Origin of the sequence: Citrobacter sp. S55_ASV_140 (assembly GCF_018919505.1) — a bacterium.
GTDB classification, from domain to species: Bacteria; Pseudomonadota; Gammaproteobacteria; order Enterobacterales; family Enterobacteriaceae; genus Citrobacter; species Citrobacter werkmanii.
On the sequence record NZ_JAHLQZ010000090.1, the window covers coordinates 1 to 15,952 of the forward strand.

The window sequence follows — 15,952 nt, forward strand, 5'->3', positions numbered from 1 at the left end:
TCACCTCCTTAGTCGTACCGTTTATAACCGCCTGCGTTGCTCGCCGCGAACAAAGGAGAATCGCCCAACGCCAGCAGTTATCAAAAACATAAATTCCACAGAGTTGATCGAAAACAATTCCGCTGTTCACCATTTATGTGACAAAAAGATTGCAGAAACAGTAAGTCGTGAATGGATTACTGTTTCTGCAATAATGCCGACAACTGTTTCCACCGTTATCGACTTCACATCATGATCATGCTGGATTCAACATGTTAAAATTACCTAATATTTACATCGTTTCTCCTTTACAAGCGCTCTCTCTCGAAGCTGAACGCCTGTCTATCCGATATAAGCACATCGCAAATCTAACGATATTAAATGCTACCCTCGACGATGTTGATTCCGTGATCCCGATATTGCGCACGAATTCCCCTGATCTTGTGATTAGTCGCGGTGGCATGGCATGGATGCTTAAACAAAAAATACCGCAGCCTGTCATTGAAATAAAAACATCCGCCTATGATATTATCGATGCCCTCAGGCCATATCTTGGGCTCAATAAAAATATTGGGGTTATTGGGTTTCGCAGCGTTATCGACGGCTGTATGAAAATAGCCAGGATGCTTAATCTGCAGCTCACTGAGTTTATCATTGACGAAATGGCCAACCCTTGCATTGAGAATGTCAGAAATGACTTTGTCAATTACACACAAAATAACCAGATAGATCTTATTATTGGCGATGCCATTTGCCCGCTTTATTTTGGCACACACAGCATGGAACATTTCATCCCTTTCCATTCAGGTGTCGAGTCCATAGAACTGGCATTACATGAGGCAATTCAGCTGTATCAGGCGCTCGCTAATGAGCGCATTGAGCAAAACCAGCTAAACCTGTTACTTGACCACACCAATAAATTCATTCTTCTCATTGATAATTGCGGTAAGGTCATTCACTGTAACCATAAAGCCGTCGAGCTTTTACAACTCAGTAAACATGATTTAATCAGTAAAAAAATACCTTCCTTAACGCTAAACTGGGAAGACCTGCAAAATAATATCCCGATAGAAAATGAGTTAATCAACACACCCTATGGCGAATTTGTGGTTAACCAGTTCCCCATTGTAGAAAACGAAAATCTCAACCGCGTGGTGATCACCCTCCAGACATCATCTAACTTACAGAATGCTGAGCAGAAGATAAGAATCAAAGAAGCGAAAAAGTTAGGATTTCACGCCAGGTATCACTTCGAAGATTTTATTACCTGCAACCGTGAAATGCAGGATCGCTTAAGGTTAGCCAGGATATATGCGGAAACCGAAGCAACAATACTGCTACTCGGTGAAAATGGTACCGGCAAAGAGGTTCTGGCGCAGAGCATTCATAACGCCAGTTCACATCGCAATGGGCCATTTGTTGCGGTTAACTGCGGCGCAATCCCCGCTTCAATTATGGAAAGCGAACTCTTTGGATATGTCGATGGCGCGTTTTCCGGTGCCTCTAAAAAAGGCCGCGCAGGGATGTTTGAACTGGCGCATAACGGCACCATCTTTCTTGATGAAATCAGCGAACTGGATAAGTTCTTACAAGCAAAACTCTTACGCATTCTGCAAGAGCGCCAACTGATGCGCCTGGGCGCAGATCACATGATTCCGGTCAACGTCCGCGTTATTGCGGCCACAAACCGAAACTTACCGGCAATGATTGCAGCCGGTGATTTTAGAGAAGACCTTTTTTATCGCTTGAATGTGCTCAAGGTCACCACATTACCGTTACGTGAACGCCCGGACGATATCCAACTTATTGGGCAAACAACTTTAGATGCGCTGAGAAAGTCCTATCAGTTGCCTCCCATTGCATTGAGCGAAAGTTTATGGAGTGAGCTGAAAAAATATTTATGGCCGGGTAACGTACGTCAGTTGAATAATATTATGGAGCGCCTGGCGTTATCGTTTTCATCCGGCGTGGTGTCTCTTTCTGCCGCCACGTTACTGATTGAGGATTTACAAGCCGATAAAGCGTCTTCCCCCCAACAACCTCGCCATCACTGCCCGGACTGCCAGTTGCTCGAAGGGCCGTATAAACGGATCCGTAGCCGTATTCTCAAAGGGGTGCTACTACGACAGCAAAACAACAAAAGCCGTGCAGCGAAGCAACTGGATATTGACCGTAGCTCGTTCACCCGTTGGCTTGGTGATTGATGGGAAAGCCCGCAAGCAAGGCCGTTATCAAAGATAAGTATTGCCGGATGTCGGCTTACACCTTATCCGGCCTACAAACTAAATCCTCTATAGATTTCGCGTCAGGGCAAGGCGGCAAGTAAGTGAATCCCCAGGAGCATAGGCCACTATGTGACTGGGGTGAACGCACGCAGCCAACGCCGCCATAACGTGAAATATGACGAGGATTAGACTTCTTCCATACGACCCAGCAGGGCATGCAGACGATCCTGCCAGCCGTTCTGCTGTTCTTTCAGATTGTTGTTCTCACGCTCCAGTTCTTCACGCTGCTGCTGTGCAGACTGAACTTCCTGCGACAGTGAGTTATTCTTTTCTTTCAGCTCTTCGATTTCCATCTGCAACAGCGTGATGGTATCAATCGCCTGCTGTACTTTTGCTTCCAGTTTCTCAAACACTTCTAATGACATCGTCATACCTCTCCTGAATTGCAAGGCGTTGATGGATAAAAATCCTCGTCCCGATAACCGGCGACGCCTTAATAAAAACGAGCGCACTCTACTTAACACCGATTGTATGAAGCCGCGTCATCCCTGTCCAGCGGCATCCCGCGCAGATTGCGGTTTGCAACACTTTTAGTCTTTCTCCTGGTGACATGACTGTCATAACGCTTAAGTGTTAAGAGATTGATCGGTGAAATGATTCAGCTCACACTATTTTTGTATAACAAATACCGCGCAATGGCGCGAAAACGCTCATTTTGTTGATGCAGTACACACATTTTAATTTCGATATTTCTCGTTTTTGAGCGTTAACGATAAATTAACAGTGTGCCTACCGGCTCCGGGGATGTCAGTGACCTTCTCGCACACAATAAACATTAAACTCTCTTCAGGATCCGATTATGAGTCAAACATCAACCTTAAAAGGCCAGTGCATTGCTGAATTCCTCGGTACCGGGTTGTTGATTTTCTTCGGTGTGGGCTGTGTCGCTGCACTCAAAGTGGCCGGGGCTACTTTTGGTCAGTGGGAAATCAGCATCATCTGGGGTCTGGGGGTAGCGATGGCTATCTATCTGACCGCAGGCGTTTCTGGCGCACACCTGAATCCAGCGGTCACCATCGCACTCTGGCTGTTTGCCTGTTTTGATAAACGCAAAGTCGTCCCTTTTATTATTTCGCAAATTGCCGGCGCCTTTTGCGCAGCGGCATTGGTTTACGGGCTTTATTACAATCTTTTCCTCGATTTCGAACAAACCAATCATATCGTGCGCGGCAGTACCGAGAGCCTGGGTCTGGCAGGTACTTTCTCCACCTATCCGAACCCGCATATCAATTTTGTGCAGGCCTTCGCGGTTGAAATGGTCATTACCGCTATTCTAATGGGGCTGATTCTGGCCCTGACCGACGATGGTAACGGTGTACCTCGTGGTCCGCTGGCGCCACTGCTGATCGGCTTACTGATTGCCGTTATTGGTGCTTCCATGGGTCCGCTAACAGGTTTTGCGATGAACCCGGCACGTGACTTCGGACCGAAACTGTTCGCCGGATTGGCCGGATGGGGTGAGATTGCCTTCACGGGTGGTCGTGATATCCCTTACTTCCTGGTGCCGGTGTTTGGCCCGATTACCGGCGCAATTTTGGGCGCATGGGCCTATCGCAAACTGATTGGTCGTCATTTACCGTGCGATGTCTGCGCGATTGAAGAGAAAGACGTTGCGGCCAACACTCAACAAAAAGCTTCGCAGTAATGTGACTACGGGACAAAAAATTATGACTGAAAAAAAATATATCGTTGCGCTCGACCAGGGCACCACCAGCTCCCGCGCGGTCGTAATGGACCACGATGCGAATATCGTTGCCGTTTCACAGCGCGAATTCGAGCAAATCTACCCGAAAGCAGGTTGGGTAGAACACGACCCAATGGAAATTTGGGCAACCCAAAGCTCCACGCTGGTTGAAGTGCTGGCGAAAGCCGATATCAGTTCCGATGAAATTGCCGCGATCGGTATTACCAACCAGCGTGAAACCACCATCGTCTGGGAACGTGAGACCGGTAAACCAATCTATAACGCCATTGTATGGCAGTGTCGTCGTACCGCAGATATCTGCGAGAAGCTCAAGCGCGACGGTATGGAAGAGTACATCCGCAATAACACCGGCCTGGTGATTGACCCGTACTTCTCCGGTACCAAAGTGAAGTGGATCCTCGACCACGTAGAAGGTTCGCGTGAGCGCGCTCGTCGCGGTGAACTGTTGTTCGGTACCGTAGACACCTGGCTTATCTGGAAAATGACGCAGGGACGCGTACACGTCACCGATTACACCAACGCCTCACGTACCATGCTGTTCAACATCCACTCCCTGGACTGGGACGACAAGATGTTGGATGCGCTGGATATTCCGCGCGCCATGCTGCCGGAAGTGCGTCGTTCTTCTGAAGTGTACGGCCAAACCAACATCGGTGGTAAGGGCGGCATTCGTATTCCTATCTCCGGTATCGCCGGTGACCAGCAGGCGGCGCTGTTCGGCCAGCTGTGCGTGAAAGAAGGGATGGCGAAAAACACTTACGGTACCGGCTGCTTCATGCTGATGAACACCGGCGAGAAAGCCGTTAAGTCCGAAAACGGGCTGCTGACCACCATCGCCTGCGGACCGACCGGGGAAGTGAACTACGCCCTGGAAGGCGCGGTGTTTATGGCGGGTGCCTCTATCCAGTGGCTGCGTGATGAAATGAAACTCATCAGCGATGCATTCGACTCTGAGTATTTCGCGACTAAAGTGAAAGACACCAACGGCGTGTACGTCGTTCCGGCATTCACCGGTCTGGGCGCACCGTACTGGGACCCGTATGCGCGTGGCGCCATCTTTGGTCTGACCCGTGGCGTAAACTCCAACCACATCATTCGCGCAACGCTTGAGTCTATCGCTTACCAGACCCGTGACGTACTGGAAGCGATGCAGGCTGACTCCGGCATTCGCTTGCACGCCCTGCGCGTCGATGGCGGTGCGGTCGCCAACAACTTCCTGATGCAGTTCCAGTCGGACATTCTCGGCACGCGCGTTGAGCGCCCGGAAGTCCGCGAAGTCACTGCGCTGGGTGCGGCTTATCTGGCCGGTCTGGCGGTCGGCTTCTGGCAAAACCTGGATGAGCTGCAGGAAAAAGCGGTCATCGAGCGTGAATTCCGTCCTGGCATCGAAACCACCGAACGTAACTTCCGTTACAGCGGCTGGAAAAAAGCAGTCAAACGCGCCATGGCGTGGGAAGATCACGACGAGTAATACGTCATTGCCGGATGGCGACGCTAAGGTGTCTTATCCGGCAATATCTTCGTGCGGGGACAACCCCGCACACACATCAATAATCTCGCCCCCTCCCCTGTGCTACACTTCGCGCCATTCCTTTCAGCTACGAGTTTGCAATGAGACGAGAACTTGCCATTGAATTTTCACGCGTGACCGAAGCGGCCGCGCTGGCTGGCTATAAATGGCTGGGCCGCGGCGATAAAAATACCGCTGACGGCGCGGCGGTGAACGCCATGCGTATTATGCTCAACCAGGTCAACATCGACGGCACCATCGTGATTGGCGAAGGTGAAATCGATGAAGCGCCGATGCTGTTTATCGGTGAGAAAGTCGGTACGGGTCTTGGCGATGCGGTAGACATCGCAGTCGATCCTATCGAAGGCACGCGTATGACGGCAATGGGCCAGGCAAATGCGCTGGCGGTACTGGCCGTGGGCGATAAAGGCTGCTTCCTGAACGCGCCGGACATGTATATGGAAAAGCTGATTGTCGGCCCAGGCGCAAAAGGGTCCATTGACCTGAATCTGTCGCTGGAAGCCAACCTGCGTAACATTGCCGCCGCGCTGAACAAACCCCTGAGTGACCTGACCGTCACTATCCTGGCAAAACCTCGCCATGATGACGTTATTGCAGAGATGACGAAACTGGGCGTGCGCGTATTCGCTATTCCCGACGGCGACGTTGCGGCTTCAATTCTGACCTGCATGCCTGACAGCGAAGTTGACGTGCTGTACGGCATTGGCGGCGCACCGGAAGGTGTGGTCTCCGCCGCCGTTATCCGCGCGCTGGATGGCGATATGCAGGGCCGTCTCCTGGCGCGTCATGACGTCAAAGGCGACAGCGAAGAAAACCGCCGCATTGGCGAACAGGAACTGGCCCGCTGCACCGCGATGGGCATTGAAGCGGGCAAAGCGCTGCGTCTGGACGAAATGGCGCGCAGCGACAACGTCATTTTCTCTGCCACCGGCATCACCAAAGGCGATCTGCTGGAAGGCATTAGCCGCAAAGGCAATATCGCGACCACCGAAACGCTGCTGATCCGCGGCAAATCGCGCACAATCCGCCGCATTCAGTCGATTCACTATCTCGATCGCAAAGATCCCGATGTGCAGGCGCACATCCTGTAATTGATTTGATCAATAGAGCCTTCCAGCCCATCCGGGCTGGAAATCTTTCGTCCAACGGACGAAGATAAGGCAATCAAAGCAGACAGGAGAAAACCATGGCAGATTGGGTAACAGGCAAAGTCACAAAGGTGCAGAACTGGACCGATGCCTTATTTAGTTTGACCGTGCGAGCTCCGGTTCTTCCTTTTACTGCTGGCCAGTTTACCAAGCTTGGCCTGGAAATCGACGGCGAGCGCGTCCAGCGCGCCTATTCCTACGTGAATGCGCCCGACAATCCCGATTTAGAGTTTTATCTGGTGACGGTTCCCGACGGCAAACTCAGCCCTCGTTTGGCCGCGCTGAAGCCTGGCGATGACGTTCAGGTGGTCAGTGAAGCCGCTGGCTTCTTCGTGCTGGATGAGGTCCCCGATTGCGACACGCTGTGGATGCTGGCGACCGGCACGGCTATCGGCCCGTATTTGTCGATTTTGCAGTTAGGCAAAGATCTGGATCGCTTTAAAAATCTGGTGCTGGTCCACGCCGCGCGCTATGCCGCCGATTTGAGCTATCTGCCGTTGATGCAGGCGCTGGAAAAGCGCTACGAAGGTAAATTACGTATCCAGACCGTTGTTAGCCGTGAAACTGCGGCAAATTCGTTGACCGGACGAGTGCCTGCGCTGATTGAAAGCGGTGAGCTGGAAAAAGCGGTAGGTCTGCCAATGGATAAAGAAACCAGCCACGTAATGCTGTGTGGAAATCCACAAATGGTGCGCGACACGCAGCAACTATTGAAAGAGACCCGGCAGATGACCAAACACCTGCGCCGTCGACCAGGCCATATGACCGCTGAACACTACTGGTAAGAACGTTTTACTGCCCGGTAAGCGCCCCGGGCATTTTACCGGATGGCGATGCTAACGCGTCTTATCCGGCCTACGAGTCAGCTCTGTACTTTACGTCCTGCGTATCTTTACCGTATTTATTTTCGTCCTGGGTGCCGACAAACGCGCCCAGATCGATAAGCATGCCGACCAAAATCAGCGTCGGAAGAAAACGGCCTACCGCCCATTGCCAGACGCCAGGTAACATCGCCCAGTTTCCGGCCAGCAGCATCCACGCCAGAATCATCAGCAACGCCCACGCTCCTGAACGCCCTCGGTCATGCAGACGCTTTACCGTCACCGCCGCCGTCGGCCATAACAGACACACCAGACAAAATGCTGCGGTTTGAATATCGAGTAATTGCTTACTTGCCAGAGAGAACAACGCCAGCATACTGACGATCCACAGACCTATCCAAATCCAGAAATCACGGCGTCCAATACGCCCTTTAAATGAGAATAACCACTGCTGTATGGTCATGGAGGTTCCTTTATTATTACCTTCCAGGACAGTTTACCCTTTTGACAAGCCGGACGGTTACCGTTTTAATCGTGAGCAGTGAGAATGAAAGGTACAATTGATGAAGCAAGGATTTACACTGTTTTTATTACTGTTTTCAGCCTTAACCGTCAGCGCTACAGCGCAGGCGGAAGAACCATCGACGGCAATCACGGCCCCCTATTTGCTGGCGGGCGCGCCGACTTTTGATCTATCGATTAGCCAGTTTCGTGAAAACTTTAATACACAGAATCCAAAGCTTATCCTCAATGAATTTCGTGCCATCGACAGCAGCCGCGACCGGGCGAATCTCACCCGCGCCGCCAGCAAAATCAACGAAAATCTGTATGCGTCATCCGCGCTTGAACGCGGTACATTGAAAATCAAAAGTATGCAGATCACCTGGCTACCGATTCAGGGGCCTGAACAAAAGGCGGCGAAAGCGAAAGCGCTGGAATACATGACCGCCGTTATTCACACCGTCGCGCCGCTGCTGACAAAAGAACAAAGTCAGAAAAAGCTGCAAAAATTGCTCGCCGCCGGTAAAGGTAAGCACTATTACGCCGAAACAGAAGGCGCTATTCGCTATGTCATAGCAGATAACGGTGAAAAGGGGCTGACCTTCGCTGTTGAACCGATTAAGCTGGCACTATCAGAAAGTCTTGAGAAGGCGAATTGATGACAAAAAGCAAAGCCTTTCCGCAGACGAATCTCTATACTGTTTCACAGACCATGCTGCCCTGACGGGCGGCCATATTCCTTAATTCGCTGACAAGCGTGGAGAAATGAAATGCGACATCCTTTAGTGATGGGTAACTGGAAACTGAACGGCAGCCGCCATATGGTAAACGAACTGGTTGCTAATCTGCGTAAAGAACTGGCTGGCGTTGCTGGCTGTGCAGTAGCGATTGCTCCGCCGGAAATGTATATCGACCTGGCGAAACACGCCGCTGCCGGTAGCCACATCATCCTGGGCGCGCAGAACGTTGACCTGAACCTGTCTGGCGCATTCACCGGTGAAACAAGCGCTGAAATGCTGAAAGATATCGGCGCGCAGTACATCATTATCGGTCATTCTGAGCGCCGTACTTACCACAAAGAGTCTGACGAACTGATCGCGAAGAAATTTGCTGTGCTGAAAGAGCAGGGTCTGACTCCAGTTCTGTGCATCGGTGAAACCGAAGCAGAAAACGAAGCAGGCAAAACTGAAGAAGTCTGCGCACGTCAGATCGACGCCGTTCTGAAAACTCAGGGCGCTGCGGCATTCGAAGGCGTAGTTATCGCTTACGAACCAGTATGGGCTATCGGTACCGGTAAATCTGCAACTCCGGCTCAGGCTCAGGCTGTTCACAAATTCATCCGTGACCACATTGCTAAAGCTGACGCGAAAATCGCTGAACAGGTTATCATCCAGTACGGCGGTTCCGTAAACGCGGGCAACGCTGCTGAACTGTTCGCTCAGCCGGACATCGACGGCGCGCTGGTTGGCGGTGCTTCTCTGAAAGCAGACGCCTTCGCAGTTATCGTTAAAGCAGCAGAAGCCGCTAAACAGGCTTAAGTTGTATGGCGGGAGGAGCACTCCTCCCGTCGCATCAGGTTTACCAGTATCCCAGCCAGTGCCACCAGAAGGCGCCGGTTACCCCCCAAATGGTCAGGTTGACCACGCTCATTACCAGCCCCGTTTTCCACCACTCCGCCAGCGTGACATAGCCTGAACCAAAGATGATAGGCGCAGTACCCGTGCCATAGTGCGTGAGCGACATCATTAGTGAGGAGGAGAAGCCGAGCATCAACCCAAGTAGCGCCGGCGGCGCGCCGAGGCCTAATCCTGCGGCGAAGAATGCAGCGAACATCGCCGTAATATGCGCGGTTGTACTGGCGAAAAAGTAGTGCGAGTAGACGTAAAGCAGGATCAGCAATAGCGTCGCGATGCTCCAGTGCACACCAAGATGGTCGATTGCGCTACCCACGCTGGTTGCCAGCCACCCCACCAGCCCCAACTTGCTGAGAAAATCTGCCATCATTACCAGCGCCGCGAACCAGACTATGGTATCCCACGCGCCACGGCACTTAAGAATGTCATCCCAACTTAATACGCCCGCCATCAACAGAATCGACAAACCAATTAACGCGGCGCTGGTAGGGTTTACACTCCAGCCACTGCCCATCAACATCGCGGGCACTCCCGCCCACAGGCAGAGCAGCAAAATGAAGACGGCCAGAGTAATTTTCTCTGCCAGTGAAAGCGGACCTAGCGCATCCAGTTTTTGTCGTGCGAACTGAGGCGCATTTGGCGTGCGTGTGATGGCTGGCGGGTAGAGCCACCAGATAACAATCGGCATAACGACCAGTGAGACCACCGCGGGAAGCAGCGCGGCGATAGCCCACATTCCCCAGGTCATATTCAGCACACCATCCGTTCCCTTCGTTAAAAAGCTAACGATTAAAGGGTTAGGCGCGGTCGCGGTGATGAACATTGCCGAGCTGATGGGGTTAATGTTGTAATTCACCAGCGCCAGATAGCGGCCCGTTGAGCCATTCTCATTGTTGCCCGGCTGCGATCCGAGGCTTTCCGCAATCGCCCGCATTACCGGGTGAATAATACCGCCGCCACGCGCCGTGTTGCTTGGCGTAACCGGCGCAATCAGGGTTTCCGCAAGGGTTAATGCCCACGCAATACCCAGCGTTCTTTTACCAAACAGCGCAATAAACCCGTAGCCAATACGCGCGCCCAACCCGGTCTTTAACAGGCTTTGCGACAGCATGATGGATAAACCAATCAGCCAAATCAGTTGATTAGAGAAGCCGCTCAAGGCATCGTTCAGCGCGGCCGAGGGTTTATCGGGGTTAGTGACGCCGGTCATCGCCACCAGCATAATCGCCACAACCGCAATGGCGCCAATGGGCATGGCTTTACCGATAATCGCTGCGATCGTACCAATGAACAACGCCAGCAGATGCCACGCTTGCGGAGTGACGTCAGGCGGACACGGGATAACAAACCAGATGGTCAGCGTGATCGCGAGCGAAATGATGGCAGGCCAACAGCGGATAGGGGTCAAACTGTCCATGAATCAATCCTTGAGTTTCCAGTGCGCAAATCTGCGCCCCGGTATTAACCGCCATCAGCCCAAATAAAACAATTCATCATCTCACAAAACAAAAAATTAACATTTAGATACAGTTATAATTTACCCAGTATACTGAACCAGAGGTAATCCAACGGCAGAAGCAACAGATACGTTGCCGCCGCCAGCGCCATACACAGCAGCATCCCCGCCCTCGCAGGCACTTTCCCAAGCGCCATCGCCACAACAATGGGTGAAGCCTGATACGGCAGCAGCGGTGTGGAATACCCCAGAACCTGAATCATAATCACCGACAGCAGCGGGAATCCTGTGGCATCGGCAAAGCTTTGCGCCAGCGTGGTATACAGCGCCGGAACACCGTTTGCCGTCATAATAAAATTGAGTGCGGTGGTAATGCCGGTCAGCGCGAGGAAGCTGGTGAACGGTTTTTCCGCGTCCAGCGGCATCACCTGTAACAGCGCCTCACCCACCGCACTGCCAATACCGGTCTGCGTGACGGTGATCGCCAGCCCCAGAATACCCGCCACGTAGATACAGGTACGGATATTGACCCCACTGGAAAACTCCTCGCCATTAATAAAGCCAACCCGAGGTAGCAGCGTGATAACCGCCGCCGCCAGTCCGGTCCACGCTGGACCAATGCCGTGCCAGCTTTCGCTTATCCACAAAAACAACACCACCGCTAACATCCATGCCAGACGTTTTTCATCCCGGCTCATCGGCTCAGGCGGCGTCAAATCTCGCGGCGCATGGGGCTTACCAGGAAACAGCCAGCAGATAAGTACGATGAGTATCGCGCCTTTGAGCCAGCCCAGAACCGGCGTATGCAGTAGTAAATAAGGCAGATAATTCAGGTGGATACCGTAAGAACCTTCCGCTGCGCCGCTCATCACCAGATTCGGCACGTTAGCGGGTAAAATCGTCGCGGAAAGCTGGAACGTCCCAAACCCGACGGCCAGCGCCAGACCATACCAGGCTCGCGTGCCGTCGTTAATTCCCGCCCGTTTCGCCATCGCGGCAACAATCGGCATCAGTAGCGCAATGCGCCCCATGTTGGACGGCATTACAAACGCCAGCGCATAACTTAGCAGTACCACACTCGCTACCATTAACGGCCAGGAGTCGGTCAATCGCGATGACAGCGCCCTCGCCGCCCTGTCCGCCAATCCCGTTTTACGAATCGCGATACCCAGCACGAATCCACTGAAGACCAGCCAGAACGCCGACGACGCAAAGCCGCCAAAAATCACATCCGGTGGCGCGATTTTGGCCACCATCGCCACGGCAAAGAACAGCAGCGCCGTTATAAATTCCGGCAGCAGCGACGTCGCCCAGAGAAGAATGGTGATGCCAACCACCAGAGAAGGGATAAACAGAGGGTGCGAAAGCCAGAGCGACATGCCTGTCTCCTGTTGTTTTTTTCAACAAGAATACGGGGACAGGCATGCGGAGTAAACGCCAGATTAGGTAGGGTTAGCGCAGAATATCACATTGATGATCCTGAATTTCCTCAGCAGAGGCGAGATTCAGCGACAGCAAGTTACGCTGAGTCGCCAGCAGGACAAAGGACTCATCGCTCTGGCGCACCATCGCCAGCGCATAGCTGCCCATATGTTCTCGCGCATCCGGTACTTCTTCCGCCAGCATAATAAACGGGCTGCGTTGCGCCAGTTCATTCTCCGTGACGCGACGCGCCAGATATTCATGCCCACGTAATCCACCCGGCAAAGGCAACCAGCGGGTGCTGATTTTCGCCATGTTGTCATCCAGCTGTTTTCTGACATCGGTCCGCAGGCAGGAGATATGAATGTGTAGGTGATTTTGCGTACGACCGCTACGCGAGTTAATGGTCAGCGATACCGCTTTGTCAGGGATCTCCTGACCGTATTTTTGGCTCATAAAGCTACGCGCCTGCCAGGCCAGCCAGAAAAAGTTCGGCGTGCCTGATTCCAACAGCAACGGGCTTTCCGTACCATTGATACGGTAACCAGGCATCAAGAGATATTGCAGCGGACCGTTACGATCTTTGAACACCACATATCCGGCGTCTGGTTTCACTTCCACGCACGGTGCGGGATCCTGCTGCTGCAACTGGTGCGGCAAGCATTGCTGAAGAACAATCTGGCGTAACGCGTCCGGGTTGCCGGTGAATTTCCAGTAGCCAATGCCAGCAGCGGCAGCCACCACAATCACCGCCAGTAAAAGATAACCTGCTTTTTTCATTACGCGTTCCCTGTATCCTATTGAGGGGCAAGAGTAACGCAAAACCATGACAAATAAAAAACCCGGTCGCGTTATGCCACCGGGTTGGTAACTCACAGATTTATTTAACGCTTGCTGATCTGGTCGAACGTACCGCCGTTAGAAAAGTGCTCTTTCTGTGCTTTCGTCCAGCCGCCAAACTCTTCGTCAATGGTGAACAGCTTCAGCTTCGGAAAGACATTTTCGTATTTCTTCGCCACTTCAGCATCACGCGGACGGTAGAAGTTTTTCGCTGCTATCTCCTGACCTTCCGGCGAGTAGAGATACTTCAGGTAGGCTTCCGCTACCGCTTTGGTGTCTTTCTTTTCCACCACTTTGTCGACCACGGAAACGGTCGGCTCCGCGAGAATCGATTCGCTCGGGGTCACTATCTCGAATTTATCTTTACCCAGTTCGTTCGTCGCCAGTAGCGCTTCGTTTTCCCAGGCAATCAGCACATCACCGATACCGCGTTCAACGAAGGTATTGGTTGAGCCACGCGCACCAGAGTCCAGCACTTCAACGTTTTTAAACAGGGCTTTGACAAAGTCTTGCGCTTTGGCCTGATCGTTATTGTTGTGGTGCAGGGCGTAGCCCCATGCCGCCAGATAGTTCCAGCGTGCGCCGCCTGAGCTTTTCGGGTTTGGCGTAATGACCGATACGCCCGGTTTGATCAGATCGTTCCAGTCATGAATTTGTTTTGGATTACCTTTGCGGACCAGGAAAACGATGGTGGAGGTGTAAGGTGCTGAGTTATCCGGCAGACGCTTGATCCAGTTTTTATCGATACGACCACGTTCAGCAATAGCGTCCACATCGTAAGCCAGCGCCAGCGTCACGACATCGGCTTCAATGCCATTAATGACGGAAGTCGCCTGTTTACCCGAACCGCCGTGCGATTGGCGGATCACGACGTTGTCGCCAGTTTCCTGCTTCCAGTGCGCGCTAAAAGCTTTGTTGTACTGCTCGTACAGTTCACGCGTTGGATCGTACGATACGTTAAGTAACTGAATGTCCTTTGCCAGAACGCTGGTCGATGCCAGCAATAATGTTAACCCTACGCCCCATTTGTTCATCGCCCAGCTCTCTTATGTGGTGTTGTGATGAGCAAAGCGTGCCAGAAAGCAATCCAAACATTAAAGAATAAAAAAAGATTTGCTATAACTTCGAGGAATAAATCTGAGGGATTGCCGGATGGCGGCTAGCGCCTAATCCGGCCTGCAAGTCTCAGCAACCTGAAGGCCGGATAAGCGTAGCGCCATCAGGCGCGCAAAAAACAATCAGTACAGTTTTTTCGCGCAGTCCAGCCAGTCACCTTTGAACGGACGCTTCATGTTTTCGATAGCGTCGATGATGTCATGGTGAACCAGTTTTTCGTTCTGAATACCTACGCAACGGCCACCGTGACCTTCGAGCAGCAATTCAATGGCATACGCGCCCATACGGGACGCCAGAATACGGTCATAAGGAACCGGAGAACCACCACGCTGGATGTGACCCAGTACGGTTGAACGCGTTTCACGGCCCGTTTCTTTCTCGATGTAATGCGCCAGTTCGTCAACGTCGCACATGTGCTCAGTGATCGCTACAATCGCGTGCTTTTTACCTTTCGCGATACCGGCTTTGATTTCAGCAACCAGATCGTCACGGCTGAATTCTACTTCCGGAACCACTACGAACTCACAACCGCCGGCAATCGCTGCCGCCAGGGTCAGATCGCCACAGTAGCGGCCCATCACTTCAACGATAGAGATACGCTGGTGAGAAGAAGAGGTATCACGCAGACGGTCAATCGCTTCGACGACAGTACCCAGCGCGGTGAAATAACCGATGGTGTAGTCGGTGCCCTTGATATCGTTGTCGATAGTGCCCGGCAGACCGATGCACGGGAAGCCCATTTCAGTCAGGCGTTTCGCACCCATGTAAGAACCGTCACCGCCGATAACAACCAGGGCGTCTATGCCACGCTTCTTCAGGTTTTCGATAGCCACCGCACGCACGTTTTCGTCGCGGAATTCCGGGAAGCGGGCAGAACCGAGGAAGGTACCGCCACGGTTGATCATGTCGGACACGCTATAGCGGTCAAGCTGGACCATACGGTCTTCATACAAACCCAGGTAGCCATCATGGATCCCCATGACTTCCAGCCCTTCCGTCAACGCTGCACGCACAACACCACGGATTGCTGCGTTCATGCCCGGCGCATCACCGCCGCTTGTCAACACACCGATTTTCTTAATCATGACTACCTCTGAACTTTGGAATGCAAAATGAAATCTGCTGCCGGAAGTCGATTCCGCATATCGAAACGATCCAACGAATATGCAGATAGTATAACAATCACTTCCTGCTGAATTGATTCAGGTCAGGCCAAATGGTGGTAATTTATACACAAAATGCTGGCCTGGTTCACTTTTTTTACAACGAATTATGAAAGCTCAAACATCTTGCCTTCCTTGGGTACGACCGAACAGGGATCCTGATGAATGATGACATCCGATCCCGGGAAACGTCGCAAAATTGCCTGCTCGACCTGCTCAGCCACTACATGCGCCTGAACGAGCGGCAGATTATCTTCCATTTCCAAATGAATCTGAATAAAGCGGGTCGGCCCTGACTGCCGCGTACGAAGATCGTGAGCGCCGCTGACTCCCGGCCATGACGTCACGATA

General features: G+C 52.3%; 15 protein-coding genes and 1 pseudogene. 8 read left to right on the plus strand and 8 right to left on the minus strand.

The features are described 5' to 3' along the window. Together KQJ18_RS14255 and KQJ18_RS14260 are read left to right on the plus strand one after the other, a co-directional pair. A partial coding sequence (locus tag KQJ18_RS14255) for a hypothetical protein (protein WP_216422166.1) occupies positions 1 to 235 on the plus strand: 235 nt, incomplete at its 5' end. A gap of 16 nt (positions 236 to 251) precedes the next feature. Continuing rightward, positions 252 to 2,183 carry a sigma 54-interacting transcriptional regulator gene (locus KQJ18_RS14260; RefSeq protein ID WP_087856660.1) on the plus strand — a complete coding sequence of 644 codons (1,932 nt, stop codon included), beginning with the start codon at positions 252 to 254 and terminating at the stop codon, positions 2,181 to 2,183. A 206-nt stretch (positions 2,184 to 2,389) separates the two neighbouring features. On the opposite strand, the gene zapB is transcribed toward KQJ18_RS14260, so the two are convergent. Further along, positions 2,390 to 2,635, minus strand: a complete 246-nt coding sequence (gene zapB, locus KQJ18_RS14265) for a septal ring assembly protein ZapB (protein WP_019077914.1) — start codon at positions 2,633 to 2,635, stop codon at positions 2,390 to 2,392. A 428-nt stretch (positions 2,636 to 3,063) separates the two neighbouring features. Here zapB and KQJ18_RS14270 point away from each other — a divergent pair, with 428 nt between their 5' ends. The 4 genes from KQJ18_RS14270 (at position 3,064) to fpr (ending at position 7,433) form a co-directional block, all read left to right on the plus strand. Next, complete coding sequence (locus tag KQJ18_RS14270; RefSeq protein WP_038635996.1) at positions 3,064 to 3,909, plus strand: MIP/aquaporin family protein; 846 nt, start codon at positions 3,064 to 3,066, stop codon at positions 3,907 to 3,909. A gap of 22 nt (positions 3,910 to 3,931) precedes the next feature. Continuing rightward, positions 3,932 to 5,440, plus strand: a complete 1,509-nt coding sequence (glpK, locus tag KQJ18_RS14275; protein WP_085049741.1) for a glycerol kinase GlpK — start codon at positions 3,932 to 3,934, stop codon at positions 5,438 to 5,440. Positions 5,441 to 5,580: 140 nt separating this feature from the next. Then, entirely contained in the window at positions 5,581 to 6,591 is a 1,011-nt protein-coding gene (gene glpX, locus KQJ18_RS14280; protein WP_038635990.1) for a class II fructose-bisphosphatase, read from the plus strand. Between the two features lie 95 nt (positions 6,592 to 6,686). After that, the gene (gene fpr / locus KQJ18_RS14285; protein WP_038635988.1) at positions 6,687 to 7,433 is read left to right on the plus strand and encodes a ferredoxin--NADP(+) reductase; all 747 of its coding nucleotides are present in this window, start codon (positions 6,687 to 6,689) and stop codon (positions 7,431 to 7,433) included. Between the two features lie 70 nt (positions 7,434 to 7,503). Here fpr and KQJ18_RS14290 read toward each other — a convergent pair whose 3' ends face one another. Continuing rightward, the gene (locus KQJ18_RS14290; protein ID WP_038635986.1) at positions 7,504 to 7,932 is read right to left on the minus strand and encodes a DUF805 domain-containing protein; all 429 of its coding nucleotides are present in this window, start codon (positions 7,930 to 7,932) and stop codon (positions 7,504 to 7,506) included. A gap of 100 nt (positions 7,933 to 8,032) precedes the next feature. On the opposite strand from KQJ18_RS14290, the gene KQJ18_RS14295 reads away from it, so the two are divergent. Further along, a complete protein-coding gene (locus KQJ18_RS14295) occupies positions 8,033 to 8,629 on the plus strand; it encodes a YiiQ family protein (protein ID WP_069324864.1) in 597 nt (198 codons plus the stop codon). A gap of 111 nt (positions 8,630 to 8,740) precedes the next feature. Then, positions 8,741 to 9,508 carry a triose-phosphate isomerase gene (tpiA, locus tag KQJ18_RS14300; protein ID WP_038635981.1) on the plus strand — a complete coding sequence of 256 codons (768 nt, stop codon included), beginning with the start codon at positions 8,741 to 8,743 and terminating at the stop codon, positions 9,506 to 9,508. Between the two features lie 40 nt (positions 9,509 to 9,548). Here the strand turns inward: tpiA and KQJ18_RS14305 are convergent, their stop codons facing one another. The 6 genes and pseudogenes from KQJ18_RS14305 to fieF form a co-directional block, all read right to left on the minus strand. Further along, complete coding sequence (locus KQJ18_RS14305) at positions 9,549 to 11,021, minus strand: DASS family sodium-coupled anion symporter (RefSeq protein WP_216422168.1); 1,473 nt, start codon at positions 11,019 to 11,021, stop codon at positions 9,549 to 9,551. Positions 11,022 to 11,134: 113 nt separating this feature from the next. Beyond that, positions 11,135 to 12,439, minus strand: a complete 1,305-nt coding sequence (locus tag KQJ18_RS14310) for an SLC13 family permease (RefSeq protein ID WP_216422170.1) — start codon at positions 12,437 to 12,439, stop codon at positions 11,135 to 11,137. Between the two features lie 73 nt (positions 12,440 to 12,512). Beyond that, on the minus strand, positions 12,513 to 13,262 hold the full coding sequence (locus KQJ18_RS14315) for a CDP-diacylglycerol diphosphatase (RefSeq protein WP_038635973.1): 750 nt from the start codon (positions 13,260 to 13,262) through the stop codon (positions 12,513 to 12,515). A gap of 104 nt (positions 13,263 to 13,366) precedes the next feature. Next, entirely contained in the window at positions 13,367 to 14,356 is a 990-nt protein-coding gene (gene sbp / locus KQJ18_RS14320; RefSeq protein ID WP_038635971.1) for a sulfate/thiosulfate ABC transporter substrate-binding protein Sbp, read from the minus strand. A 204-nt stretch (positions 14,357 to 14,560) separates the two neighbouring features. Continuing rightward, on the minus strand, positions 14,561 to 15,523 hold the full coding sequence (gene pfkA, locus KQJ18_RS14325; protein WP_006686196.1) for a 6-phosphofructokinase: 963 nt from the start codon (positions 15,521 to 15,523) through the stop codon (positions 14,561 to 14,563). A gap of 185 nt (positions 15,524 to 15,708) precedes the next feature. Then, positions 15,709 to 15,952 (minus strand): annotated as a pseudogene (gene fieF / locus KQJ18_RS14330) (CDF family cation-efflux transporter FieF); the annotation flags it as partial.